Below are 25,991 nucleotides of genomic sequence, written 5' to 3'. Positions count from 1 at the left end.
CGCCCGATACCAGCCTGAACTAGACAGCGTCAGGCTTTTTTTGCTTTTGCATCAAACAGGATTAAGTCGTGGACTTACAAGACTTCAGTGATATCACCAAAGCAGCCGACAAAGGCCGCAATGACTTTATGCGTCTCGGTCTGGCGCTGCTCTTTATCGTCGGTGCCGTGATCTACAGCACCACCTTGGGACACGTCAGCCTGCCGATGATGGTCGCGGCCGGCATCGGCGCCTATATGGCGATGAATATCGGTGCCAACGACGTAGCCAACAACGTAGGCCCGGCCGTCGGCTCCAAGGCGCTGACCATGGGCGGCGCGCTGATCATCGCCGCCATCTTCGAAGCAGCCGGAGCCCTGATTGCCGGTGGCGAAGTGGTCTCCACCATCCGTAGCGGCATCATTGACCCCAGCCTGATTCCGGACAAAGCCGCCTTTATCTGGATCATGATGTCGGCACTGCTGGCGGGCGCCTTGTGGCTGAATATCGCCACCATCGTCGGCGCGCCGGTGTCGACCACCCACTCCATCGTCGGCGCCCTGCTGGGCTCTGGTGTCATGGCCGCCGGCTTCGGCATCGCCAACTGGAGCAAGGTCGCCACCATCGCGGCCAGCTGGGTCATTTCACCGCTCTTAGGCGGCATCATTGCTGCGGCCTTCCTCTATTTCATCAAGCGCAGCATTACCTATCAGACCGATATGAAAGGGGCAGCAGCGCGCATCGTGCCCATTCTGATTGCGCTGATGGTCTGGGTCTTCACCAGCTATCTGCTGCTTAAGGGGCTGGCACGCGTCTGGCCCATGAGCTTTGCCAGCGCCATGGGCGGGGGCGTCGCAGCCGGCGTGCTGAGCTATCTGGTATTGCGCCCGCTGATTGCCCGGCGCGCCGCAGCCTCCGAAAACAATAAGCAAGCCATCAACCGGCTCTTTACCGTGCCGCTTATTTTTGCCGCGGCCTTGCTCAGCTTTGCCCATGGCTCCAACGATGTGGCCAATGCCATCGGCCCTCTGGCCGCCATTGTCGACGCCCTGCAAAGCAGCGGCGACAGCATAGGCAGTTCGGCCGGCATCCCGCTGTGGGTGATGATGGTCGGCGCACTGGGCATTTCTATCGGTCTTGCGCTCTTCGGCCCCAAGGTGATCCGCACCGTAGGCAACGAGATTACCGAACTGGATCAGATGCGTGCCTACTCGATTGCCATGTCGGCAACCATGACGGTGATTTTTGCCAGTCAGCTGGGTCTGCCGGTGAGCTCGACCCATATCGCGGTGGGTGGCGTATTCGGCATCGGCTTCTTGCGTGAACACCTGAAAAACCGCTACGCCATCATGATTGCCCAGATCAAGGCGCATCATTCCGAAGACGAGCAACCGGCAATCGATGCCTTTATTACCAAGTTTTCCCAGGCCAGCGTCGCGGAAAAAGGCCAGTTGCTGCAAGACCTCAAGCTGCGCATGAAGACCTTGCAGGATCCGGCCCACTTCTCCAAGCGCGAGCGCAAGGAGTTGCGTCAGGTCTATCGCACCGAACTGGTCAAGCGCTCACTGATCATGCGCATTGCTGCCGCCTGGGTCATTACCGTCCCTGCCTCTGCCGTTTTGTCGGCCGGTATTTTCTATCTGGTACGCGACCTCAGCTTCTGAGCGCCGCGCGTGCTTTAAGCCGCAAATCAGACAAAACGGGCAGCACCCAGACTCGGGATGCTGCCCGTTTTTTTGCACCCGTTACGACGCAAAACCGCGCCAATCAAGCATCGGCAAAAACGCCATATGATGCTGCGCAATATAATTACCATATCCGCTTGACGCGCTTTGTTTTGCCCCCAACAATCGCGCCTTTATGACAACAAATAACCGTCATGTTTGACCTTTTTACCGGCCTCGCGCCCGTCGTTATTCTCACCCTGGTCCTGTCTTTGGGGCTGGTACTGGCCTTCGAATTCATTAACGGTTTCCACGATACGGCCAATGCGGTCGCCACGGTGATCTACACCCAGTCGATGAAGCCGCAACTGGCCGTGGTCGCCTCGGGCTTTTTCAACTTCATCGGCGTGATGACCGGCGGGCTGGCGGTTGCCTACTCCATCGTACACCTGCTGCCGGTCGATTTGCTGGTTTCGGTCAATAGCGCGCGCGGCATGGCCATGGTGTTCGCCCTGCTGGTCGCCGCCATCAGCTGGAACCTCGGCACCTGGTACTTTGGCCTGCCGGCCTCCAGCAGCCATACGCTGATCGGTGCCATCCTCGGCGTCGGCGTTGCCAATGCTTGGATGAATAATGCGCCGCTAACCCAGGGCGTCAACTGGAGCAAGGCGATTGACGTCGGCTCCTCGCTGTTGTTATCTCCGCTGATCGGCGGCGTCGTGGCCGCCGTCCTGCTATTGCTGCTGGCGCACTTTCGCCCGCAAAGCAATATCCACCGCACCCCGTTCCAGCGCCAGCAGGTTGAAGGCCGCAAGCATCCGCCGTTCTGGACCCGCTTTATGCTGATACTGTCGTCGATGGGCGTCAGCTTTGCTCATGGCTCCAACGACGGGCAAAAGGGCGTAGGCCTGATCATGCTGGTGCTAATCGGCATCGTACCGGCCAAGTTCGTATTGAACCTGGACAGCACGCCTTACCAGATTGAGCGCACCCGCGATGCGGCGCTGCATCTACAGCAATTCTATGCACGCAAAGCACCAGAAATGCAGATGCTGCTGGCCAAACAGCCGGTCAAAGCGACCAGCGGCAAGTTCGACTGCAAGCCGCTGGACACCGCAGGCACGGCCGACTCGCTGCTCATGACGCTGGGCACCAATGACTACCACCTTTTGAATGCCGAGCAGCGCTGGAATATACGCGCCGACCTGTTGTGCCTGGACAATGCGGCTAAAACCGCCCTTAAGCTGCCCGGCCTTAGCAGCAGCGAAAAGCAGCATCTGACCGGCTTGCGCAAGGACCTGACTGCCACCACCGAATATGCACCGACCTGGGTGATTGTCGCCATTGCGATGGCCTTGGGTCTGGGTACGATGGTGGGCTGGAAGCGAGTAGTGAAGACGGTAGGTGAAGGCATAGGCAAAAAAGACATGACCTATGCCCAAGGTGTGTCGGCGCAGGTAACGGCCGCGACCTCGATCGGTCTGGCCAGCGTATTCGGCTTCCCGGTCTCGACGACACAGATCCTGTCCAGCGCGGTTGCCGGCACCATGGTTGCCAATAAGTCCGGCCTGCAGATGTCGACCATACGCAATATCTTGCTGGCCTGGGTGTTTACCCTGCCGGTGTCGATGGGGCTGTCGGCCGGCCTGTATATTCTGGGGACACGCTTGTTTGGCTGATAAAAAAGCGGCAACAAAGGCAGAAACCGATAAAAACTTGACGCAGATCAATAGCCATCACCCCCCGGGCTATTGATATGTAAACGGTTAAATACTAATATAAATACCGCTTCATATGGTTTCTCCTTTGTTGTTTGCAGCAATATCCCATTCGCTCCGGCTCCTCAGCCGGAGCCTTTTTTTTGCCCGTCAGACCCTGCCCCGCTTAGGCCTTAAGAAAATGCTCGCGCCCGGCCAGCCAGCGCGCCAGATGGGCGGAGGCTAAGGCCGGCGATTTTTCCAGCAGCACGGGTGCCAGTTCGCGCGCCGACTCCAGCAAGGCGACATCCTCCTCCAGATTGGCAAAGCGCAGCATGGGCAGACCGCTCTGGCGCGCGCCCAAAAATTCGCCCGGACCACGGATGAGCAAATCCTGACGCGCAATCTCGAAGCCGTCGGTGTGTTCGAAAATCACCCGCAAACGCGCCTTGGCCAGATCCGACAATTTGGATTCAAACAGCAGCACGCACGTGCTTTTGGCTGCGCCGCGCCCGACCCGGCCACGCAACTGGTGCAACTGCGCCAGCCCCATGCGCTCGGCGTGCTCGATCACCATCAGGCTGGCATTGGGCACATCAACACCCACCTCGATCACCGTCGTAGCCACCAGCACCTGCGTTTCGTTACGGGAAAACGCCGCCATCGCCTCGGCCTTTTCTGCCGCCTTCATGCGGCCATGCACCAAGCCCACCTGCCACTGCGGCAAATCCTCGCTCAGGCCAAGGTGGGTATCGACTGCGGTTTGCAGCTCCAGCGTCTCGCTCTCCTCGATCAGCGGGCATACCCAGTACACCTGCTGCCCCTCGCTACAGGTCTTGTTGACATAGGCCACCACCTCGTCGCGACGGGCGGCACTGATCAGCTTGGTGACGATGGGGGTACGCCCCGGCGGCAACTCATCGATCACCGATACATCCAGATCGGCGTAAAAGCTCATGGCCAGCGTGCGCGGAATCGGCGTCGCCGTCATCATCAACTGGTGCGGCTCGGCACCCTTACCCTGCAAGGCCAGGCGCTGGCCCACGCCAAAGCGGTGCTGCTCGTCGACAATCACCAGCCCCAGCTTCTCGAAGCTCACCTCGTCCTGAAACAGGGCATGCGTCCCCACTGCCAGACGCGCCGCGCCCGAGGCAATCAGCGCATTCATTTCGCCACGCGCTTTTTTGCGCAAGCTGCCAGATAACCAGGCGACCTTTACTCCCAGCGGCTCCAGCCAGGCCGACAGTTTGGCGTAATGCTGCTCGGCCAGAATTTCGGTCGGTGCCATCAAGGCCACCTGAAAACCGGCCTCGATCGCATTAAGGGCCGCCATGGCCGCCACCACCGTTTTGCCGCTACCAACATCGCCCTGCAGCAGGCGGTTCATCGGATGCGCCAGCGCAAGGTCGGCGGTAATCTCGGTCAGCACTTTTTGCTGGGCGCCGGTCAAGGCAAACGGTAATTGGCTGATCAGTTGCTGGCGCAGCGACTGGTCGCCCACAATGACCGGCGCCTTGCCCGAGCGTCGTGCGCGATAGGCCAGCCGCATCGATAACTGTTGCGCCAGTAATTCATCGAACTTCAGCCTTTGCCAGGCCGGCAATAAGGGGTTGCTGAGCGCCTCGGCCGATAGCTCGGGCGGCGGTGCATGCAGCAGGCGCACCGCATCGGCAAACGGCACCAAACCTAGCCGCGCAAGCAGCGCCGCCGGCAGGGTCTCGTCCAGCGACTGCGCCTTGAGTTCGCTCTGTATCATGCGCCGCAGCACCGGCTGGGTCAGCCCGCTCAAGGTCGGATAAATGGGTGTCAGACTGTCGGCCAGCGCCTCGTCCGCCGCCACTTCGCGCAGCTTGGGATGCACCATCTCGTCGCCGTAAAAACCACGCCGGACTTCGGCCAGCGCCCGTACCCGCTTGCCCTTGGCCAGTGCTTTTTGCTGGCTGGGGTAAAAGTGGATAAAGCGCAATATCAGCGTGCCGCTGCTGTCCTCGATCTGTACCACCAGCTGCCGGCGCGGCTTGAACTGCACCTCGCAAGAGATCACCTCGCCCTCGACCAGCACCGCCTTGCCATAAGGCGCGCTGGCAATCGGGTAGACATGGGTTTCATCTTCGTAACGCAAAGGCAGATGCAGGATAAAGTCGAAGCGGCGGCGGATACCCAGCTTTTCGAGCTTCTTGAGAGTGGCCGGGGCGGCCAGCGGCACTTGGCTGGCGATATCGATAGGGCTAGGCATAGTCGATGATTGTACCCAAAAACAAAAAGCGGAAAGCTGTCGCTTTCCGCCATGGTGCATCACCTTAAGGTAAAACCGCGCTTAATTGCGCTCCCAGACCTGGGTGCGGCCCAGCAAAGCCATGCCGATAAAGCCGCGCACTTCCAGCTTGTTATCGCCTTCCAGCTTCATCTTGGCGCTGTAGACCTTGCCCGATTTCGGGTCGAGAATCTTGCCGCCGGTCCAGCTCGTACCGTCTTTCTTCAGACCCCACAGGATATTCATGCCCACCACCGGCTTATCCTTATTGGCGCCTTCGCACTTGTCGCATACCGCTTCCGGCTTGTTGAACAGCTTGATTACCTTGCCGGAGAGCTCGCCGCTAGCCGATTCCGAGATCTGCACCAGCGCCTTGGGCTGCTTGGTTTCGTCGTCTATCGTTTTCCAGGTGCCGACCACGCCGGCGGCCAGTGCCGAGCCGGAAACCAGCGTTGCCAGCAGAACCAGCGCGGACTTTTTCCACATTGCTTTCATTATCCCCCCTCGTCTTCAAACGTGTGTTTGAGTGAAGACTCCAGAATGCCAATCTATGCAGATGGCGTCAAGCGTAGAAAACGCCCTGCCCCATCATCTGCACCCGCCCGCCTACCTCGACTTGCCCGGCCCCATCGACATCCAGATACAGGATATTGGGCCGACCGATAGCCTCGCCCTGCAGCACACGCCACGATAAGGGTGCCATACCGGCTTCGGCACACCAGGCGCCCAGATTGGCGCAGGCCGAACCGGTGCCCGGGTCTTCCAGCACCGCGCCGCCCTGAGCGTAAAACAGGCGCACCGTCGCCACTGTATCCGCGGCATGCCACAGGTAAGCCACCGAGCGCCCGGGAAACAGGGTCGCACCGGCGGCAAACAGCAATGGATCGGGTTTGGCCGCCAGCACCGCCTCGCGGCTGGCGGCGCGTATCAGCAATTGCTCGGAGCCGGCATTGACCCAGACCGGTTCGCCGCAGATATCCGAACCCTCCAGACCCAGCATCGCCGCAGCGGTAGCCCAATCCAGACCCGTCGCACGGTGCGTCGCCGGGCGGGCACACAGACGGTAGATGCCCTCCTGCTCGCGAATGGCGATCTCGCCGGCACGGGTATTCAGCTTGAAGTGCGCGGGTAAGCCCAGCAATTGTTGCAGCACGGCGGCACTGCCCAGCAGCGGATGGCCGGCAAAGGGCAGCTCAAGCGCCGGGGTAAAAATGCGCAAGGCCGCGGCGCAAGCATCCGTCCCCGGCAAGACAAATACGGTTTCCGACAAATTGAACTGCCGGGCCATCGCCTGCATATCGGCGTCGCAAAGCCTTGCCGCATCGGTAAACACCGCCAGCGGATTGCCACCCCAGCGGCTTTCGGCAAAGACATTCACCAGCTGATAGGAAAACGCCGTCATCGCAGCCCTCCGGCAAAAATCAAATACGCATTTCAACACAGAGGCCGCCACATGCAAAACGCCGCCGGATTTGACCCGGCGGCGCTTAGGCAATCTGGCAACAGGCGCAAGATTATTCGCCCAGCACCATCACGCCTTCGGCTTCCACCAGCACGCCGCGCGGCAGCGAGGCCACGCCAACGGCAGCGCGCGCCGGATAAGGCTCGGCCATGAATTCCGCCATCACTTTATTGAAGGTGGCGAAATTGGACAGATCGGTCAGATAGGCATTGAGCTTGACGATATCGGACAGCGAACCGCCGGCAGCTTCGCACACGGCCTTAAGGTTGGTGAAGACCTGGCGGGTTTCGGCTTCGAAACCGCCTTCAACTACGGCCATGGTAGCCGGGTCGAGCGGGATCTGGCCCGACAGGTAAACGGTATTGCCCGCCTTGACGGCCTGGGAGTAAGCGCCGATTGCAGCGGGTGCCTTGTCGGTGTGGATAATTTCTTTTGCCATGCTGTCAGTCTCCATCGTTCAAAAACAGGGTAAGCAGATCATTCAAAAAACGCTGCCCCTTGAGGCTAGGGCGAATCAGGCCGCCCGTGCGTTCCAGCAGGCCGTTTTGTTCGGCCTGTTTCAGTTCGCGCGCAATCAACACCAGCGGCAAGCCGGTGCGCTCGGCAAACAGTTCTTCTTCAAAACCACCGGTCAGGCGCAGCGCATTCAACATGAATTCGAACGGCAGATCCTGCCGCCCGACCTTATGCGCTTCCTGCACCGGCTTGCCGGCGGCGACCGCCTTCAGATAGGCCGCTGGCTGCTTATAGCGCGCCTCGCGCAATACGCCGGCGTGCGAGCTGATTTTGCCATGCGCACCGGCGCCGATACCGACATAGTCGCCAAAGGTCCAGTAATTGCGGTTATGCCGGCACTGGTATCCGGCTCTGGCAAAGGCCGAGGTTTCATAGTGCTCGAAACCGGCTGCGGCCAGCCGCGCTTCTATCGCTTCTTGCATATCGGCCGAGCGTTCGTCGTCCGGCAAATTGGCCGGCGTATAGCGGGCAAACAGGGTATTGGGCTCGATGGTCAGGTGATAAGCCGACAGATGGGTGATGCCGTAGCCCAGCGCGGTATCGATATCGGCCAGTGCTTGCGCCGGCGTCTGCCCGGGCAGCGCATACATCAGATCGAGGTTGACGTTGTCAAAATGCGTCAGCGCAATGTCGACCGCGCGGCGCGCCTCGTCGCCATTGTGGATGCGCCCCAGTCCTTGCAAAAACGCCGGATCAAAGCTTTGCACGCCGATGGACAGGCGGTTGATGCCGGCCGCGCGATAGCCCTTGAACTTGTCGCTTTCAAAGGTGCCGGGGTTGGCCTCCATGGTGATTTCGGCATCCGGATGCAGGCGTACCCGCGCGCGTATGCCGCACAGCAAGGCATCCATCGCCGCCGCCGAAAACAGACTCGGTGTGCCGCCGCCCATAAAGATGGTCGTCACCGGCCGTCCCCAGATTTGCGGCAGGCTGCTTTCCAGATCGGCCAGCAAGGCCGCCACATAAGCCATTTCGTCGAAGCCGTTTTTGGCCTCGTGCGAATTGAAGTCGCAATACGGACACTTGCGCACACACCACGGAAAATGGATGTAGAGCGACAAGGGCGGCAGCTCTTTCAAGCCACCGCTGAGCGCCGAGATATCAATCACGCTCATGCAAAGGCCTTGAGTTTGGCCAGCAGCGCCTGCATCGCCTGCGCGCGGTGGCTGACGCGGTTCTTCTCGTCGGACGGCAGTTCGGCCACGGTGCAGCCATACTCGGCCAGCCAGACATAGGGGTCGTAACCGAAGCCGCCCTCGCCAGCAGGCGTATCCACCACTTCGCCCATCCACACTGCGTCGGCAATCAAGGGCTGCGGATCATCAGCGTGGCGCACCAGCACCAGCACGCAGGTATACCAGCAGCGGCGGTTGCTCTCGCCCTGCAGTTTCTCGACCAGGAGCGCGTTATTGCGCGCATCCGACTTGGGCTCGCCGGCAAAGCGTGCCGACAGCACGCCGGGAGCGCCACCCAGCGCCGCCACACAGATGCCCGAGTCGTCGGCCAGTGCCGGCAGGCCGGTCACGCGGCTGGCGTGACGCGCCTTTTCCAGCGCGTTCTCCACAAAGCTGTGAAACGGCTCCTCGCACTCGTCCACCCCCAGCTCGCGCTGCGGAATCAGGGTGATGCCCAGCGGCGCAAACAAGGCGGAAAACTCGCGCAGCTTGCCGGCGTTATGACTGGCAAGAACCAGTTTGTCGAACATGTTTTTTTACCTTTATAAAAGCGGGAGTGGAGAGTGGGGAGTAGACTCCCTACTCCCTACTCCCTACTCCCTACTCCCTACTCCCTACTCCCTACCCCTCACTTCCCCGCTTTGACCTCGGTCCACAGGCGGTTCATCAGGCGGCGTTCGCGCGGGCTTTGCTCCTTGAGCACCGTCCACTTGGCCACGGTTTGCGGGTTTGGATTGATCACCGCATTGGCCTTGAGGTCGCTACGGAAATAAGGCTGGGCGGTTTTAACCGGATTGGTTGCGCCATTGAGATTGGTCAGCTCGGCCGCGTTCTTGCCGTCCAGCATGAAGTTGATGAACTGGTGCGCCAGATCCGGGCGCTTGGCGCTGGACAGAATGGCCATGGTATCCACCCCCAACTCGTTACCCTGACGCTGCGGCGTCATCGCCAGCACAAACGGGCGCTTGGCCTGCTTGGCGTCTTCTATCGCCTGATAGAACTCGGTCGAATAACCCAGCGAAGCCCAGATATTGCCCACGGCCAGCTCTTTTAAGTAGCTGGCGTTGGAAAAGGCGGCCCAGTAAGGCTTGGCCTGGGCGATCACCTTCTTGGCGGCGCGATAATCGGCCTCGGTCGCCTGATTCGGGTTTTTGCCCAGATAGAACAGCGCGGCGGTAAACACTTCGCGCGGGCTATCCAGCACCGTCACCTTGCCCTTGATCTTGGCCAGCACCTTGGGGTCGAAAATCACCGACCAGCTCGTCGGATCCACTCCCAGCGCCTTAAGCTTGGTCTGGTTGTAGCCGACACTGGTCAGGCTCAATACGGTTGGTACTTCATAGCGGTTGCCCGGATCGTAGCTCTGGTTGAGGTAGGCCGGGTCGACATTCCTGAAATTGGGAAGCAACTGTTTGTTCAGCGGTTGCAACAATTTTTGCTTGACCATGGGCTGGATCACAAAGGACGACGGAAACACCACGTCGTAGCCCTTGGCACCTGCCGCCAGCTTGGCCAGCATTTCTTCGTTGTCACCGTAGTAATCCTGTACCACCTTGCAATCGCAACTTTTTTCGAAGCGTTTGACAGTAGCATCCGACAGGGAACCGCTCCAGTTATACAAATGGAGCACGTCGTTCGGGCCCGCCAGCACGCTGGCAGAAGCCAGCGCAGACAACAGAGTCACAGTCAGCTTGTTCAATTCAGGTCCACCTCCACAAAGTACACGACGGCAAACAAGCAGTTTGCCGCCAAAAAAATCGGGCCGGCGCTTAGCGCCCCGGCAGTTTGCTCAATTGCTCAGCAGGCCGTAGTTGGCCGGCGGAATGGCCTGCAGCAACAGCTTTTCGTCGGCAGCGGCAAGCAGGCCGGCATCCGACAGCATGCGCCGCCACTGGCGTGCACCGGGCACGCCCTGATACAGGCCGAGAATATGGCGCGTGATATTGCGCAGCTTATTGCCTTCGGCCAGTTCGCGCCGGGTATAGTCCAGCATCGCCGCCACCACCGCCTCGCGCTCCGGCGCCGCCGAGGTAGCACCGTAATAACGCGCATCCCAGTTCGCCATCATCCACGGATTATGATAGGCCTCGCGCCCGATCATCACTCCGTCCACATGCGCAAGATGCAGATCGATTTCGGCCTGGGTCTTGATGCCGCCATTAAGCAGGATTTCCAGATCGGGGCGCTCACGCTTGAGGCGGTAGGCGTAATCGTATTTCAGCGGTGGAATATCGCGGTTTTCCTTGGGGCTGAGGCCCTTGAGGATGGCATTGCGCGCATGCACGATGAAAGTCTGGCAGCCGGCTGCGGCCACGATATCGACAAACTCGCGCAAAAAGTCATAGTGCTCGACATCATCGATGCCGATACGGTGCTTGACCGTCACATCGATATCGCAGGCGTCGCGCATGGCTTTCACGCAATCGGCCACCAGATGCGGCTCGGCCATCAGGCAGGCACCAAACGCCCCCTTTTGCACGCGCTCGGACGGGCAACCGACATTAAGGTTGACCTCGTCGTAACCCCACTCTTGCGCCAGACGCGCGCATTTGGCCAGATCGGCTGGGTCGGAGCCACCCAGTTGCAAGGCCAGCGGATGCTCGGCCTCGTCAAAGCGCAGATGGCGTTCGACATCGCCATGAATCAGCGCACCGGTGGTGACCATCTCGGTATAAAGCCAGGTATTGCGCGTGATATGGCGGGCGAAATAGCGGTAATGGCGATCGGTCCAGTCCAACATCGGCGCGATGGACAGGGTGCGCGGCGGCAATGCTTGACGACTCACGACTGCAAAGCCTCCTGCTGCAGGGCGATCAGCTCGCGTATGCCTTTTTCCGCCAGATCCAGCAGTGCATTCAGTTCGCTGCGGCTGAACGGTACCCCCTCGGCCGTACCCTGTACTTCGACAAAATGGCCGGCACCGGTCATCACCACATTCATATCGGTCTCGCAGGCCGAATCTTCCGGATAATCCAGATCCAGCACCGCTTCGCCGTTAAATACGCCGACCGAAACGGCGGCAATATGGTCGGTAATCGGGCTTTCGGCAAGCTTGCCGGCGGCAATCAGGCCGGCGATGGCATCGGACAGCGCAACAAAGGCGCCGGTAATGCTGGCGGTGCGGGTGCCGCCATCGGCCTGGATCACGTCACAGTCGATCACAATCTGGCGCTCGCCCAGCTTTTTCAAATCGACCACCGCGCGCAGGCTGCGCCCGATCAGGCGCTGGATTTCCTGGGTGCGGCCGGACTGCTTGCCGCTGGCCGCTTCGCGGCGCATGCGGCTATTGGTCGAACGCGGCAGCATGCCGTATTCGGCGGTGACCCAGCCCTGCCCCTTGCCCTTGAGAAAAGACGGCACATTCTCTTCGACGCTGGCGGTACAGATCACTTTGGTATCGCCGAACTCGACCAGCACCGAGCCTTCGGCATGGCGGGTATAGTGGCGCGTCAGACGCACGGGGCGCAGAGCGTTGGCACTTCGCTCGGAGGGTCGCATAAGGCAGCTCGCTGGGAAAAACGCGAGATTGTACAGCAACTTGCGGCACGGCCGTAAGCATGGCCAGCCGCAAAAGAACAATGCACTACAACAGACTGCGTCCGGATGCCATCATCTCGCTCTCCAGCGCCGCCATCATGGCATCGGGAATTTCCGGTGCATCCTGACTATCCACCACCCCGGCTCCGCTGCGCGACGCCGGCAACAAAGTCATGGCGGCGACGCTCAGATTATCGCTGCCGGCCCCCCCCCGGCGCTCGGCCACCTGCAGCAAGGCCGGCACCACCTGCGTCAAAGCGCGCGCACTCAGCGCCCGGGCCAGCTCGGTATCGTTCATCTGCGACCACACGCCATCCGAACACAATAGCAAGGTCGAACCGGCTGACAGCGGCAAGGGGCCGGCCTGCCCGATCAGCGGGCTATCCGTTCCGCCCAGGCAGCTATAAATGCGGTTGCGTTCGGGGTGAACCAAGGCTTCCGCTTCATTAATCAGCCCCTTGTCCAGCAGGCGCTGTACAGTCGAATGGTCTTGCGTGCGCCAGCTCACCATTCCGTGCTCGAACAGATACAGGCGCGAGTCTCCGGCCCAGGCGCAATACAGCTTATCGTCCTGCACCAGCGCCGCCACCACCGTCGTGGACGGCACTTCGGGAAAGCGCCGCGACAATGCCAGACGCACCAGCGCATGCTGCACCTCATCCAGGGCATCCTGTAAAAAACGGGCGGGATCGGCCGCGCGCGGGCGCATGGTCAAAGAAAACAAATGGGACAGGGTATCGATCACCATTTGCGATGCCAGCTCGCCATGCAGATGGCCGCCCATACCGTCGGCCACCGCCAGCAACACCGCCTCGCGCGAATGCAGCATCAGCACCCGGTCTTCGTTATAACGGCGCCCGCCCAGGCGACTGCCCCCTCCCCAGAGGAATTTCATGCGTCCACCTCCGGATGCAGCCAGCCACTCATCCTTTGCCACAAACCCTTGGCCGGTGGCGGCGGTTCGCTATACGGGCTGTTCAGGCTTTTTTGCAACTGCATCAGGCTGCCCGGGCGCTCATTCATATCCAGCGCCATACACTGCGCCACCAAAGCACACAGTTCGGCCGAATAGCGCGTACGTGCCTGCGCCAGCGCCGGCAGCACATCGCTATCGCGGGCGGTCGCAGCCATGGGGGCACCAATGCCCAGACAGGCATAAAGACAAGCCCCCAAGCTGTAAATATCGGACCAAGGGCCCAGTTTGCCTTTGGCCTGATGCTGCTCGGGTGCGGCAAAGCCCGGGGTATACATGGACACAAAGCACTTATCCTGTTGCAGGGCATTTAGCCTGGCAGAACCAAAATCGAGCAAGATGGGCGAGCCGCTGCGGCGCAGATAAATATTGGCGGGCTTGATATCCAAATGCAGCAAATGGTGGCGATGCACCTCGCGCACGCCGGAAATCAATTCGGCAAACAGCTGGCGTAGTCTGGCTTCGGGCAAACTGCCGCCGCAGAGCTCGATCTCGCGCGCCAGCGAGCGCCCGGACTTGTAGCCCATCACCATGTAGACGGTCTGGTTGGCCGGAAAGATATTACTCACCCGCACCACATTGGGGTGATTGATGCCGACCAGTACCCGCGCCTCCTCGAAAAAGCATTTCAGGCCGATGCGGAAGGTGTCGCGATCCAGCTCATTGTCTACCCTGACCTGATACTCGGCCGTGTGGCTGGCCAAGGCCTGCGGCAGATACTCCTTGATAGCGAATTTGTTATCGTGCCTATCCAGCGCCAAATACACCCGGCTAAAACCACCGGAGCTCAGCTCGCGCACAATGGTGTACTCGTCCAGTTGGAACCCTGGCGGCAAGCCGCCTTGCTTGGTTTGCGTCATCGCTGTTGTTATAGTGTTGTGGGCCTTGATGAAATTACACCATCCGGGCCCGGTTCCTGAATCAAAACCTACCGGAAGAAAACCATGATACTCAGCATGACCGGCTTTGCCGCCATCACCCGCGAATTTACCGGCGGGATGCTGGCGATGGAACTACGCGCCGTCAACCACCGCTACCTTGATGTCCAGCTGCGCCTGCCGGAAGAGCTGCGCATCGTCGACCCGGCCTTGCGCGAACGCATCTCGGCCAAAGCCAGCCGCGGCAAGATCGAGTGCCGCGTCTCGCTCAATCAGGTCGACTCGCAAGTGCCGACGCTGGAACTGAACCGCGACTACCTGCAAAGCCTGCTCGATGTCGCCGCCGACATCCGTACGCTAGCACCCGATGCCCGCGGCCTGTCGGTTGGCGAACTGATGCGCTGGCAAGGCGTGCTGCGCTCCAATGAACTGGCTCCCGAAGTGCTGCAACAGCTGTGCATCGACTGCCTGACCGAACTCTTGACCGACTTTAACGCCAGCCGTGCGCGCGAAGGCGAAAAACTCAAGCAAATCCTGCTGGACAGGCTGGATGGCATGGAAGCCATCGTACGCGAGATCAAGCCGCGCCTGCCACAAATTCTCGACGGCTATATGGCCAGACTCTCGCACCGGCTGCAAGATGCACTGGGCAGCGTGGACGACGACCGCATCAAGCAGGAATTCGCCCTGTTCGCCCAAAAAATGGATGTAGACGAAGAACTCGGCCGTCTGGGCGCGCATATCAGCGAAGTGCGCCGCATCCTCAAGGCCGGCGGCCAGGCCGGCAAGCGCCTCGACTTCCTGATGCAGGAACTCAACCGCGAAGCCAACACCCTGGGCTCCAAATCGGTCTCGACCGAAACCACGCAGGCCTCGGTCGAGCTGAAAGTACTGATTGAGCAGATGCGCGAGCAAATCCAGAACATCGAATAAGCCCCCTCATCCGGCGCTGCGCACCACCTTCTCCCGCTAGGCGGGAGAAGGATCAGAGACTGTCACACCAGGCGTGCAATGGCTGACGAATCCAGTTCGCCATCGCCGCCGGCGACCAGCTCGTCAATCAGCGCGCGAACCCGTGCCGCCGCCGGCAAGCTAATTCCCAGCTCGGCAGCGGTATCCAGCACGATGCCCATGTCTTTTTGATGCAACACGGCCTTGAAACCGGGGGCGTAGTTGTCGTCTATCATGCGCTGGCCGTGGATATCCAGCACCTTGCTCTGGGCAAAGCCGCCCAGCAACGCCGCGCGCACCGGCACCGGATCCACACCGCAGGCGCGGGTCAGCTTCATGATTTCGGCCACGGCAGCAATGCCGGCACCGACGGCAATCTGGTTGCAGGCCTTGGCCACCTGCCCGGCACCCGAGTCGCCAATATGGGTGATGGTCTGCCCCATCGCAGCCAGCACCGGCCGCACCACCTCCAGCGCCGCGGCCTTGCCGCCCACCATAATGGTCAGCGTACCGGCAATGGCACCGGCTTCACCGCCGGACACCGGGCAATCGAGAAAATCCACGCCTTTTTCTGCCAGCGCCGTGGCAATCTCGCGCGCGCCCAAGGGCGAGATAGTGCTCATATCGACACAGATCAGGCCGGGCCTCGCCGCGTTTGCCACCTCTTTCATCAGCGCCGCCACATCCGGCGTATCGGACACATTGCTGACCAGCACATCGACTTCAGCAGCCAGTTGCGCCACGCTATCGGTCCAAGTCGCCCCCGCATCCAGCAAGGCCTTGGCCGACTCGGGGCGGCGCGCCCACACCGTCACCGCAAAACCGGCCTTGAGCAGGTTTTGCACGCACGGTTTGCCCATAATGCCCAGACCAATATACCCGATTTTCATTTTAACCTCACTGCAAACTATAAAACGTCATAATACCGCGTCGGGCATGTCCTTGCCTGCTGCCTGCTGCTCGAGAAAATAGACAAAGGCCAGAAGCTCGGCCACGGCGCGATACAGCTCCGGCGGGATATGGTCATCCAGATTGACCTGCATCAGCAGATTCACGAGTTCGGGCGAATCGTGCACAAACACGCCCGACTCGCGCGCGCGCTCGATAATGCGCTCGGCCATCTGGCCATAGCCCTTGGCCACCACCTGCGGCGCGCTCTTGCCCTCCTGGTAAGAGAGCGCCACGGCAGAAGTACGGTTGGCGGGTTTATTCATCAGTGCTCGCGGATTTGATATTCAGCGCCACCAGCGCCAGACCGGCGGCGGCCAGGCCGTCTTCCAGCCGTGCGCGGTGGGTTTCGATCAGGGCCGCGGTTGTGTCATCCGCGTCCAGCGTCAGCTGAATCTGGTGGCCGACCAGACGCACGCGTGCGCCCAAGCTGCCCAGTGCCGGCAAATCCAGATTCAGCCGCGTGGCCCATACCGGAATCTCGCCGCCGCCCTCGGCCCCCTGCTCATTGGCCGCTTCGCGCTCAATCTGCCATTGTGCCGCCTGCCCCGGCCAAGCCTGGGCGTTGACATTGAGCACGCGGCTTTCCAGCGTATCCAGCTGTTTTTGCAATACGCTGCCCAGCTCGGCCATCACTTGGCTACGCGCTTGCGGCTCCTGCTTCAACAGCTCGCCGGCTTGTGCCTGCGGCTGGCTTTGCAGCTTTTCCAGCGGCAAACGCCCTTCGACCCAGGCTTTTTGCTGCGACTCGTAAAACACCCCGCTTTGCTTGACCACCTGCGCGAGGCTGTCGGCGCGCACCGACAGCGGCGCTTGCGGGTCAAGCAGCGTACTCGCCTTGCCCGCAGCTTGCGGCGCGGCGCGCAGCAGATCCGACAGATAGCGCGTGGCACTACTCAAACGCACCGCGACCGAGCTGTTTTGCGCCGGCTCGCCGGCATCGGCCGCCAGCGCAAAAGTCAGTGCCGGCGCCAGCGCCGCGACTTTAAGCGCAATACTTTCGCCCTTGGCCGAGACGCCCGGCGGCAATTGCAGGGTAAACAGACCGTTTTTGATCAGCGCGACCAGCTTATTGTCCGGCAGACGCTCGACCACGCGCGCATTCACCGTTTCACCCAATAACAAGGCCGGGACTTTGCCCGGCGCCTTGTCTACCGCAATCAGGCCGCGGCCGGCATCTTTCAGGAAACGGGCGTTATCAATCCGCGCCTGTCCCTGCGCCGGCAGACTTTGGCCCGGCGCATTACCCAGAGAAGGAATCATGAAGTCGAACTATTGCGGTAAAGGGAAACAATCAGCTCGGCCTCGCTGCGCGAAATACCGCAGCGCTCGGCAACTTCGCCGGCCGACAGGCCATGGCGCGCCAGCTCGATCGCCTGATTGTAGGGAGAAGAAAGTTCAGATGAGAGCGGCGGATCGTTGCGCCGCCGCAGCGGCTCGGTCGTCTGCGGTGGCGACTCCGCAATCGGCTGCGGCGTGCTCAGGCTGTGCAGGTCTCTTTGCAGGCGGGTAATTTGCGCCTGCAACTCGATCTGGTGCGTATCCGCTACCCGCACCGCACTACGCAAGCGGTACACCTGCCAGCCCAGCGCGGCCACGGCAACAGATAAACATGCAAGCAGCAGCCATATTTCCACTTCAGCCTCCTGACAGGGACACCGCACCCGTGCTACAGGCCCTTGCTATAGGCGTCCAGTACGCGGCTGCGGGTGCGCAGATGATGCATTTCTTCGGAAAGGGTATCACGCTCGCGCCCCATCAAGCGGCGCGACTGTTCGATATTAGCCTGAACTGCCGTCAGCGTCAGGCGCAACGTCGCCTGTTCATCTTCCGACAGCGCCAGCGTCTCCAGCCGCGGCAAACCGTCCTGCTCAGCCATCAGACGCTCGCCCAGCACCAGCGCCTGCGTCCAGTCTTCTTGTTCGGCCGCCCGCCGCGCCGCCTCGGCCAGCCCGGCAAAAGCCTGCCATGCCGCTAACGCCTCAGCGTAGGGCATGGGCGGGCTCCACGGCCGCCGGCGCCGGCTTGTAACCGATTTCGGCCCAAGCCGAACGCACCTCGCCCAACAACGCATCAACCTCATCCAGCGCGGCCTCGTCATTGTGCAGATTGGCCTCAAGCAAACGCCGGGTGCAATACTCGTACAGGCTGGCCAGATTCACCGCCAGCTCGCCGCCTTGCTCGGCATCCAGCGAATTGCGCAGGCCCTCGTCGATAATCGATACCGCCTTGCCAATCAACTTGCCCTTCTCGGCTACCTTGCCCTGCGCCATTTGCAGCTTGGCCAGACGAATTGCCTGCAAAGCACCATCAAACAACATCAATACCAGCTTGTGCGGACTGGCACCGCCGACTTCGTTTTCCAAGGCCGAACTGCCATAAGCCTGCTGCATTCTGCGGATATTCACATCCGTCCCCTCTTTGAATTGCGATTATCGGTTGCCGGATAGGCCGGCCAATTGTTGCGTCAGGAAATTACTCATGTTCTGGTACTGCGCCAGCATGGCATCCATCGCATTAAACTCGGCACGATAGCGCTTCTCGGTTTGCACCAGACGCCGCTGCAATGCCTCCTGCTGTGTGGTCAGGCCTTTGGCCGATTCGCTCAAGCCCTTGCTGAAGGCATCAATCGCACCATCGGTCTTGACCAGGCCATCCAGCTTCTGGTCCAGATCGAAGGCAAAACCCTTGGTAAACGATACCGTACCGCGATTGCCCGTCACGCCACCATTCACGGCAATAGTCAGCCCTTCAACCGGCGTGCCGACCGCGCCCACCAGCTTGTTGCCATCACCCTTGGCCGGGTGGCCACCGATCGTGCCGGCCACGCTGTCGCCGCCGGGAATGCCTGCGCCGGGTTTGAAACCGGCAAACTCAAGACCCGACACCAGCTCTACCGACGACTCCTTGCCGGTCTTGCCCGACTGGATCGCCAGCTTGCCGCTGTCCGGATCCACCGTCACCGACACCTTGCCATCCTTGCCCAGCTTGGCATTGATACCTGACTCGATCTCGTGCGCCAGTTCGGCAGCGGAAGCATAAGTCTTCTCGGTCAATGACACGCTGACTTCCTTGCCATCGACCTTGATCTTGAAATCCTTGTTGTCGGCATTTACCGTCAACTCGGGTTTTTCGTCCGCTTCCTTGGTACCGTTGAGCAACTGGGTGATCACCACCTCGTACTCGCCGGCCTGCGTCTTGCTGCTGCCGCCTACATACGAAATCCCCGAATCCGAGGTGATGGCATCGGTGGCGAAGAATTTGGCGATATCGTCAGCGTTCTTTTCCAGTGCCTTGTCCAACAGCTTGTCATCCAGCTTCATGGTACCGTCCTGATTGAACGTCAGGCCGAACTGCGATGCCATGGTATAGATGCCGCCATTGTCGCCCCCCTCGTTAAAGGCCGAGCGAATCTGGCTCTGGATGGTACGGATGATGCTGGCGCCGTTAAGGACACCGGCCGGCCGCTGCTCACCCGGCTTTACAGACGCATCCAAATTCACACCGGATACATCCTTGAGCGCCTTCATCAGCTTGTTGTAACCTTCCACCAGCCCCTCGAGCGAGCTCTTGATGCCGGAAGTATCCTTGGACACCGATAGCCGCACCGCGCTGTCCTTGCCTTCTTCCTGCGCTTTTTTCAGCGTGAGTGTCACGCCGTCAATTGCATCGCTCACCGTATTGCTCTGTTTGACCACCTGGATGCCATCCAGTAAGAACTTGGCATCCTTCGCCGCCTGCACCTGGGTCAGCAACGGTTTGCCATCGCCCCCCAGCAGGCGCTTACCGTCCTTGTCATGCGTCGCCACCTGATTGAGCGCAGGATCGCTCGCTTCGATTTTCATCGTGCTTTCGGTGCCGGTATGCTTCGACGAATACACCAGCTTGTAACCAGAGCCATCATTCACGATGCTGGCCGTAACCCCAATGTCTTCCTTGTTCACTGCGTCGCGGATATCCTCCAGCGTCGCATTGGCCGGAATGGTTACCGACTTGGGTGCTTTGCTGCCATCGCTGCTAAAGCTGCCATCCGCCCCGGTCGTACCGAAGGAAAAGGTCAGCTTGCTTTCCGTACCGCCATTCACCGCCGATTTGGCGCTGGTGAACGTGCCCGACGCCAGCTTCTGCTCCTGCGCCAGCTGCTGCACCAGCACCGAGAACGAGCCGGTCGGCGCCTTGCTGGAGGCGGAAATATCGACGTGATCGGTCGAACTGCTCGTCCCCTTGAACGACACGAACTTGCCCGCATCCTGCAAAGCCTTGACCGCACTCTGAAACTCGGACACCGCCCCCTTGACCTGGCCGGTAGCCGATATTTTTTGCTGCAGTTGCGCCTCTTTTTGCTGCAAGATATATAAAGGACGCGACTCGACCGCCATCAGGTTCTTGATCAGCCCGTCAACATCCATACCCGAGCCCAGACCTCCCACACTTAGCGCCATCTTGCCTCTCCTTTATCTTTTACGGTTTGGGATCATGCCACGACGCCCGCTACCCTGCCTTGTCACAACACAAGCACGGTGAACTCAGGCCTTGTCTTTAAACAGCACGCCCACAATCTTGTCCAGACTCTGCGCGATTTTCAGCATTTCTTCGGAGGGCATCTGGCGAATGACCTCGTCGGTGCTCTTGTCGATCACCTTGACCACCTGAATGCCGGTATCGTCGTCAACACTAAACTTCAGCTCGCTGGAGTAGGCACTGACCAGCTTGTTAACCTTTTCCAGCGCCCCCTTCAGGTCACGCTCTTCGGCGCCACCCTTGGCTTGCCCGCTACTCGCACTATTCCCCAGCGCCTGCACCGCACCGGCGGCCACCGCGACCGTTGGCGCGCTGCTTTGCTGCGCCGGCAAAGCCTGTGGCCGGCTACCCTGCTCATTGGCTACCGGTGCGGCATAACCGCCACCTGCCGGCGTCATCGGACCTAAAGTCGTCATGATTTTCCCCTCGCAAACAAAAACCCGGCAGCTTGCGCCCACCGGGTTGCGTGTCTATTTGTCAGCAGCAGAAACCGGCGGCGCTTAACGCAGCAGTTGCAGCACCTGCTGTGGCAATTGGTTGGCCTGCGCCAGCATGGCGGTACCGGCCTGCTGCAGCACCTGGTTGCGCGACATCTTGGCGGTTTCCGCCGCGAAGTCGGTATCCAGAATACGGCCGCGCGACGCGTTCAGGTTCTCCGCGCTCGACTGCAGGTTGGAGATGGTGTTGCTGAAGCGGTTCTGCACGGCGCCAAGGTCGGCACGGCGCGAGTTGACCGTCGACAGCGCAGCATCGAGCACCTTGAGTGCGGCGTTGGCACCATCAGTATCGCTCAGGTCGATGCCGGCAACTGAAGCCAGTTTTGCATTCGCCGCTGCGCTTGTCATCATGTCACCGGTAGTGGATGTCACATTGAAACCGGTATTGGAATCGAATTTCAACGAGCCGGTCACGGTGACGCTGTCGTCAGCCTGAACAACCGGAGGATCATCTGGATCCGTAGCCGCTACCGGCCCCTTGATGGTTACAGGGGTATCGCTACTACCTGCCACCTGAATAGTGCTACCCAGCGTCGAGTTGGAGTAACCCGACAACTTGATATCCGCACCGGTGTTGTCTTTAAGCTCCAGTTCACCGTTTTTACCCGCCTTCGCCGTGATGCCGGTTTGCGCGGTCTGGGCGTTAATCGCCTCGGCCAGTGCCTTGGTATCGCCCCCCGAAACCAGCGCCGAAATGTCCACTTTCTGCCCACCATCGGCCTGCAACTTGAACGAGACGGTACCATCATCGATTTCCGTCAGCTTGACCGTGGTTTCAGCGGTTGCCGTGACCCCGGTTTTGCCGCTGACATCGTTCACGCCCTTGGCAATAGTTTTGGCACTGTCTCCTGCCGTGACGGCAACAGTCTCTGGCTTACCCGTACCGGCCACCGTCAGCTTTTGGGCCACCACACCATTGGCTTCAGGCGTACCGGCAGCCTTGCTTGCCACTGCAGCACCCATGGCGATGCCGGCCGCGCTGGTTTGGTAGCTGCCGATTTCGTTACCGCGGATGCTGCCGACCGATACGTTGATGGTCTGGTTGGCGTTGGCACCGACCTGGAACTGGGCATCGCTCAGCGTGCCGTCGAGGATGTTCTTGCCGTTGAACTGGGTGGTGTCGACCAGGCGGTTCAGCTCTTCCTGCAACTGGGTGACTTCGGACTGGATCGCCTTGCGGTCGGAGGCCGAGTTGGTATCGTTGGCCGACTGCACCGCCAGCGTGCGCATGCGCTGCAGCATGTCGGAAGCAGAGGTCATGCCGCCTTCGGCGGTCTGCGCCAGCGAGATGCCGTCGTTGGCGTTGCGGCGCGCCTGATCCAAGCCATTAATCTGGCTGCTCATGCGCTCGGAAATGGCGAGACCGGCAGCGTCGTCCTTGGCGCTGTTGATGCGCATACCCGAGGACAGGCGCTGCAAGGACGTCGACAGGGCAGACTGGGAACCGGACAGATTGCGCTGGGCGTTGAGCGAGGCAGTGTTGGTATTGATGCTCATCGACATGATGATGTTCCTTGTGCTGGGTTATCCATCAGGCCCGCCACCCCGACCCCATGCCGGTGTGCAGCCTTCACCCGTTTTATCGTCCCGCCCTATCAAACCTTTAGGACTTTTTTATATTTTTCACCGGTCGTCTTCTGGCCAGCAACGGCAAACGCCTGCGCCATATCGACGAAAGCACCCCGGCAGTGGCACGACTCAAGCCGGCAGCACCCGCAACCAGTGCTCGGCCTTGGCAAAACCAACCTCGCCCAGCACGCGCACGCACTCGGTTAGATACGTCGGGCTATGTATCACCTCGCGGTAGTAATTGGCCAGCAACTCGGCCTGCTCCGGCGCATTCAGCGCGCGGTCACGCGCCAGCGCGAGCCCCGCCCACCAGAAACGCAGGCTCAGGTATTGGGTACACAGCAGCACGGTATTGGCGAACAGGGATGACTCCGGCGCCAACGGCATATAGTGGCCCAGCGCATGGTTGTACAGCACCCTCCCCAGTACCGCGTCCAGATCCGCATCGGCCAGCGCGGATTCCGCCGACACGCCGCTATCCCAGCCGGCGGCGGCTTCGCCGACCAGTTCGCAGTAGCGCTGTCGCGTCAGCGCCCAGCGCGTACGCAGGCGGCTAAGCGCGGCCATCAGCTGCAAGTGCAGATCATCGTCGCGCCGCCACAAGGCAACCGCCTGCATGGCATCACCCGACGCCAGCAAGTACTGCCATTCATCCAGCACGCGCTGGATCTCGGTCTCACGCGCGACACCCTCGGCGACAGGAGCAACCCGTGCCGCGTCGACCGATTCGGCGATCAGCAGCAACAAGCCCAGCCGCTGCCATAGCGGGATATCCTGGCTACCCAGCACGCCAAGGTAGAGCACCCTTACATTCTCGTTGGGCTCACCCCCTGTCTTACTACTGACCATTCGCGGCCGGACGGTTCGCTGCTCAATGGTCAGCTGCACCGCGCCGGCGTCCTCGACCAGCAAGCGCGCCACCTCGGGGCAGGACGGCGACGCGGTCTGTACATAGTGCCCGGCCGCTTCGATGGTGATGCGCGGATAAGTGGCACAGATATTGGGCAGCACTACCTCGCCACAACGGGCATGCAACTGGCACAGGCCCTCGCCGCTAAGCAGCGGACAGCGGCCGTCGGCGCCACCAACGGCCAGAAAGCCGAAATCGGCGCTGCCGCTCTTGCCCTGGCCGCGCTTGAGTGCCTGCGCGATCAGCGGCTTGAGTTCGGGGTCGGGCAGGTTTTTCAGCCGCCGATAGCTATCGTGCTCGACAGCCACACTCCAGCCATAACAACAGGTATCGGGGCAGGCAGGGCCCAGGCAGGAAAATTTACCCAGATAGGCAGGAACCAGCATATCGCGCGTTGTTGTTATCATCAGAAACTCCAATCACCGCCAGCAGCAGGCTGGCGGTCTTAATTGTCCATTTTTCAAAATGGTGTTGGCTAGGATCAGACCCCAGAGGCCGTGGCCATGGTTCACATCCGGCACAAAGTCTCGATCAACTGGCCGACCGCCGCTACGCCCTGCCCCAGCGCGGCCGGTTCAAATGCGACTTGCTCGGCCGACTCGCCCTTGCCGGCGGCCCAGTTGACCACCAGACACAGGTGGGCATAGGGCAGATCCAGCTCGCGCGCCAGCGCGGCTTCGGGCATGCCGGTCATGCCGACGATGTCGCAGCCATCGCCCTCCAGCCGGCGAATTTCGGCGCTGCTCTCCAGGCGCGGGCCTTGGGTGCAGGCATACACGCCGCCATCCAGCAGGGGGATGCCGCTTTGGGCTGCGCTGGCCAGCAGGCGGGCGCGCATCTTCGGGCAGTAGGGACGGGTGAAGTCGGCGTGCACCACCGGCCGCTCCGGGCCTTCGAAGAAGGTGTGCTTGCGCCCCCAGCTGTAGTCGATGATGTCGTGCGGCAACAACAGCGTACCCGGCGCCATATCGGCGCGTATGCCACCGACCGCGCCGACCGCAATAATGCAGCGCACGCCCTGGCTATGCAGCGCCCACAGGTTGGCGCGGTAATTGATTTCGTGCGGCGCCAGCGAGTGGCCATAACCGTGGCGTGCCATAAATACCACGCCTTGCGTGCCGATGCGGCCATAGGTCAGCGGGCAGGACGGCTCGCCGTACGGGGTACGGATCAGCTGGCGGTGCGTGACTTCCAGGCTTGGCAGGCTGGCCAGACCACGGCCTCCGATAATGGCGAGCATACGGTCACCCCCGACGGAATATTAAATTTTGGGTTATTGAAACACAGATGCATTTGACGGCATAGCAGCCAAATCAAACAGCGGAATCAAACCGGGAAATATATTCAAAAAGCGCAGCCCCACGATGTGGCGCTGCGCTATTTATCCGCATCGGCCAGCACGATACGCCGATGCCGGCATCACGCCCGCTCGCCCACGCCCTCGAACCACGACTGCAAAATCGTCTGTGCCGCCACTTGGTCCAGCGCGGGTTTTTGCTTGCGCCCGCGCAAGCCTGCTTCGCCCAGCATGCTCTCGGCCACTTCCGAGGTATAACGCTCGTCCACCAGAAACACCGGCAGGCCGTAGCGCGCTTTGAGCCGGTTGGAAAACTTGATGGCCAGACGGGTCATATTGTGCGCGGTGCCGTCGGCGTGGGTGGGCAGCCCGACAATCAGCGCCACCGGCTTCCATTCGGCCAGCAGGTTCGCGATGGCGGCAAAACGCTCATCGGTCACCAGGGTGTCGATGGTAATCAGCGGGTGGGCGATGCCAAGCAGGGTTTCGCCCAGCGCCACCCCGATGCGCCGCTCGCCAAAATCAAAGCCCAGTACGGTGCCAGCCAGTTGTTCACGCATGACCGACATCCCCCGACAACAGCGCAGGGTCGAAGCCGAGCAAGGCGATGGCGGCGGCGTAACGCGCCTCGGGCGGCAGATCGAAGATGATCTTGCTGTCGGCAGCCACCGTCAGCCAGGCATTCTGGGCGATTTCCTGCTCCAGTTGGCCGGCTTCCCAGCCGGCGTAGCCTAGCGACATGGTCAGGCGCACAGGCCCGATCCCCTCGGACACCGCCTGCAGCACATCGCGCGAGGTGGTCAGCGCCAGCGAGTCGCTGATGTGCAGACTGGACTGCCAGTCGCCCAAAGGCTCATGCAGCACAAAACCGCGCTCCGGCTGCACCGGCCCGCCGAACAGCACCGGGGCATCGGCCAGCGCGCCCGCGTCCAGCGTCAGCTCGATCTGGCTAAACAGCTTGGCCATGCTGATGCCGGAGGGCTTGTTGATAATCATCCCCATCGCGCCGTGGTCGCCGTGGTCGCACAGATACACCAGCGATTTGGCAAATAGCGGGTCGGCCATATTGGGCATGGCGATAAGGAAATGGTGGGAAAGGGTCAGGTCGCTCATGCCGACATTATGGGTAGGCAATGCGCTGCGGGGCAAGCACGAAAGGCGCG

At 60.8% G+C, this 25,991-nt stretch carries 27 protein-coding genes; 3 read left to right on the top strand and 24 right to left on the bottom strand.

What is annotated here, in order from left to right; all coding sequences use genetic code 11:
* Positions 1-68 precede the first annotated feature (68 nt).
* Both M3P88_RS00325 and M3P88_RS00320 read left to right on the top strand, forming a co-directional pair.
* Positions 69-1,643 (top strand): inorganic phosphate transporter, encoded by a 1,575-nt coding sequence (locus tag M3P88_RS00325; protein WP_249614116.1) that lies wholly within the window; start codon positions 69-71, stop codon positions 1,641-1,643.
* Positions 1,644-1,858: 215 nt separating this feature from the next.
* The gene (locus tag M3P88_RS00320) at positions 1,859-3,322 is read left to right on the top strand and encodes an inorganic phosphate transporter (protein WP_249614115.1); all 1,464 of its coding nucleotides are present in this window, start codon (positions 1,859-1,861) and stop codon (positions 3,320-3,322) included.
* A 205-nt stretch (positions 3,323-3,527) separates the two neighbouring features.
* On the opposite strand, the gene recG is transcribed toward M3P88_RS00320, so the two are convergent.
* The 11 genes from recG to M3P88_RS00265 form a co-directional block, all read right to left on the bottom strand.
* Entirely contained in the window at positions 3,528-5,576 is a 2,049-nt protein-coding gene (recG, locus tag M3P88_RS00315) for an ATP-dependent DNA helicase RecG (protein WP_249614114.1), read from the bottom strand.
* An 81-nt stretch (positions 5,577-5,657) separates the two neighbouring features.
* A complete protein-coding gene (locus M3P88_RS00310; protein WP_249614113.1) occupies positions 5,658-6,089 on the bottom strand; it encodes a DUF2147 domain-containing protein in 432 nt (143 codons plus the stop codon).
* Positions 6,090-6,156: 67 nt separating this feature from the next.
* On the bottom strand, positions 6,157-6,996 hold the full coding sequence (locus M3P88_RS00305) for a PhzF family phenazine biosynthesis protein (RefSeq protein WP_249614112.1): 840 nt from the start codon (positions 6,994-6,996) through the stop codon (positions 6,157-6,159).
* Positions 6,997-7,108: 112 nt separating this feature from the next.
* Complete coding sequence (ridA, locus tag M3P88_RS00300; RefSeq protein WP_124734695.1) at positions 7,109-7,495, bottom strand: deaminase RidA; 387 nt, start codon at positions 7,493-7,495, stop codon at positions 7,109-7,111.
* Positions 7,496-7,499: 4 nt separating this feature from the next.
* Positions 7,500-8,687, bottom strand: coding sequence for a radical SAM family heme chaperone HemW (gene hemW, locus M3P88_RS00295; protein WP_249614111.1), 1,188 nt, complete (start codon positions 8,685-8,687; stop codon positions 7,500-7,502).
* A complete protein-coding gene (gene rdgB / locus M3P88_RS00290; protein ID WP_249614110.1) occupies positions 8,684-9,277 on the bottom strand; it encodes an RdgB/HAM1 family non-canonical purine NTP pyrophosphatase in 594 nt (197 codons plus the stop codon). The genes hemW and rdgB overlap by 4 nt, the downstream gene beginning before the upstream one ends.
* A 98-nt stretch (positions 9,278-9,375) precedes the next feature.
* Positions 9,376-10,446, bottom strand: a complete 1,071-nt coding sequence (locus M3P88_RS00285) for an ABC transporter substrate-binding protein (RefSeq protein WP_249614109.1) — start codon at positions 10,444-10,446, stop codon at positions 9,376-9,378.
* 90 nt (positions 10,447-10,536) lie between these two features.
* The gene (gene dusA / locus M3P88_RS00280; RefSeq protein ID WP_249614737.1) at positions 10,537-11,487 is read right to left on the bottom strand and encodes a tRNA dihydrouridine(20/20a) synthase DusA; all 951 of its coding nucleotides are present in this window, start codon (positions 11,485-11,487) and stop codon (positions 10,537-10,539) included.
* Positions 11,488-11,528: 41 nt separating this feature from the next.
* Positions 11,529-12,245, bottom strand: a complete 717-nt coding sequence (rph, locus tag M3P88_RS00275) for a ribonuclease PH (protein WP_249614108.1) — start codon at positions 12,243-12,245, stop codon at positions 11,529-11,531.
* 85 nt (positions 12,246-12,330) lie between these two features.
* A complete protein-coding gene (locus tag M3P88_RS00270; protein ID WP_249614107.1) occupies positions 12,331-13,179 on the bottom strand; it encodes a PP2C family protein-serine/threonine phosphatase in 849 nt (282 codons plus the stop codon).
* Positions 13,176-14,117: a serine/threonine protein kinase gene (locus tag M3P88_RS00265; RefSeq protein WP_249614106.1), complete on the bottom strand. Its 942-nt coding sequence runs from the start codon at positions 14,115-14,117 to the stop codon at positions 13,176-13,178. The genes M3P88_RS00270 and M3P88_RS00265 overlap by 4 nt, the downstream gene beginning before the upstream one ends.
* Positions 14,118-14,201: 84 nt before the next feature.
* Between M3P88_RS00265 and M3P88_RS00260 the strand changes: the two genes are divergently transcribed.
* Entirely contained in the window at positions 14,202-15,068 is an 867-nt protein-coding gene (locus M3P88_RS00260) for a YicC/YloC family endoribonuclease (protein ID WP_249614105.1), read from the top strand.
* Between the two features lie 62 nt (positions 15,069-15,130).
* On the opposite strand, the gene M3P88_RS00255 is transcribed toward M3P88_RS00260, so the two are convergent.
* The 13 genes from M3P88_RS00255 to M3P88_RS00190 form a co-directional block, all read right to left on the bottom strand.
* The gene (locus tag M3P88_RS00255) at positions 15,131-15,976 is read right to left on the bottom strand and encodes an NAD(P)-dependent oxidoreductase (RefSeq protein ID WP_249614104.1); all 846 of its coding nucleotides are present in this window, start codon (positions 15,974-15,976) and stop codon (positions 15,131-15,133) included.
* Between the two features lie 27 nt (positions 15,977-16,003).
* Positions 16,004-16,300: an EscU/YscU/HrcU family type III secretion system export apparatus switch protein gene (locus tag M3P88_RS00250; RefSeq protein ID WP_249614103.1), complete on the bottom strand. Its 297-nt coding sequence runs from the start codon at positions 16,298-16,300 to the stop codon at positions 16,004-16,006.
* Positions 16,293-17,297: a flagellar hook-length control protein FliK gene (locus M3P88_RS00245; protein ID WP_249614102.1), complete on the bottom strand. Its 1,005-nt coding sequence runs from the start codon at positions 17,295-17,297 to the stop codon at positions 16,293-16,295. The genes M3P88_RS00250 and M3P88_RS00245 overlap by 8 nt, the downstream gene beginning before the upstream one ends.
* A complete protein-coding gene (locus M3P88_RS00240; protein ID WP_249614101.1) occupies positions 17,294-17,671 on the bottom strand; it encodes a DUF2802 domain-containing protein in 378 nt (125 codons plus the stop codon). The genes M3P88_RS00245 and M3P88_RS00240 overlap by 4 nt, the downstream gene beginning before the upstream one ends.
* A gap of 32 nt (positions 17,672-17,703) precedes the next feature.
* Positions 17,704-18,030 carry a flagellar protein FliT gene (fliT, locus tag M3P88_RS00235; RefSeq protein ID WP_249614100.1) on the bottom strand — a complete coding sequence of 109 codons (327 nt, stop codon included), beginning with the start codon at positions 18,028-18,030 and terminating at the stop codon, positions 17,704-17,706.
* Positions 18,017-18,442, bottom strand: a complete 426-nt coding sequence (gene fliS, locus M3P88_RS00230; RefSeq protein ID WP_249614099.1) for a flagellar export chaperone FliS — start codon at positions 18,440-18,442, stop codon at positions 18,017-18,019. Before fliS ends, fliT begins: the two co-directional genes overlap by 14 nt.
* A gap of 24 nt (positions 18,443-18,466) precedes the next feature.
* Positions 18,467-20,476: a flagellar filament capping protein FliD gene (gene fliD / locus M3P88_RS00225; protein ID WP_249614098.1), complete on the bottom strand. Its 2,010-nt coding sequence runs from the start codon at positions 20,474-20,476 to the stop codon at positions 18,467-18,469.
* A gap of 84 nt (positions 20,477-20,560) precedes the next feature.
* Positions 20,561-20,971, bottom strand: coding sequence for a flagellar protein FlaG (locus tag M3P88_RS00220; RefSeq protein ID WP_249614097.1), 411 nt, complete (start codon positions 20,969-20,971; stop codon positions 20,561-20,563).
* An 84-nt stretch (positions 20,972-21,055) separates the two neighbouring features.
* The gene (locus tag M3P88_RS15860; protein WP_283773045.1) at positions 21,056-22,555 is read right to left on the bottom strand and encodes a flagellin N-terminal helical domain-containing protein; all 1,500 of its coding nucleotides are present in this window, start codon (positions 22,553-22,555) and stop codon (positions 21,056-21,058) included.
* Positions 22,556-22,750: 195 nt separating this feature from the next.
* Entirely contained in the window at positions 22,751-23,938 is a 1,188-nt protein-coding gene (fliB, locus tag M3P88_RS00205) for a flagellin lysine-N-methylase (protein ID WP_249614096.1), read from the bottom strand.
* Positions 23,939-24,039: 101 nt separating this feature from the next.
* Positions 24,040-24,771 (bottom strand): S-methyl-5'-thioinosine phosphorylase, encoded by a 732-nt coding sequence (locus tag M3P88_RS00200; RefSeq protein ID WP_249614095.1) that lies wholly within the window; start codon positions 24,769-24,771, stop codon positions 24,040-24,042.
* Positions 24,772-24,950: 179 nt separating this feature from the next.
* A complete protein-coding gene (ruvX, locus tag M3P88_RS00195) occupies positions 24,951-25,388 on the bottom strand; it encodes a Holliday junction resolvase RuvX (RefSeq protein ID WP_249614094.1) in 438 nt (145 codons plus the stop codon).
* Positions 25,381-25,941: a YqgE/AlgH family protein gene (locus M3P88_RS00190; RefSeq protein ID WP_249614093.1), complete on the bottom strand. Its 561-nt coding sequence runs from the start codon at positions 25,939-25,941 to the stop codon at positions 25,381-25,383. The genes ruvX and M3P88_RS00190 overlap by 8 nt, the downstream gene beginning before the upstream one ends.
* Positions 25,942-25,991 lie beyond the last annotated feature (50 nt).

It is taken from the genome of Craterilacuibacter sp. RT1T (assembly GCF_023502145.1).
Classification (GTDB): domain Bacteria; phylum Pseudomonadota; class Gammaproteobacteria; order Burkholderiales; family Chromobacteriaceae; genus Craterilacuibacter.
The sequence above is the reverse complement of the archived record's forward strand: the minus strand, read 5'-3'. Positions and strand labels throughout refer to the sequence as shown.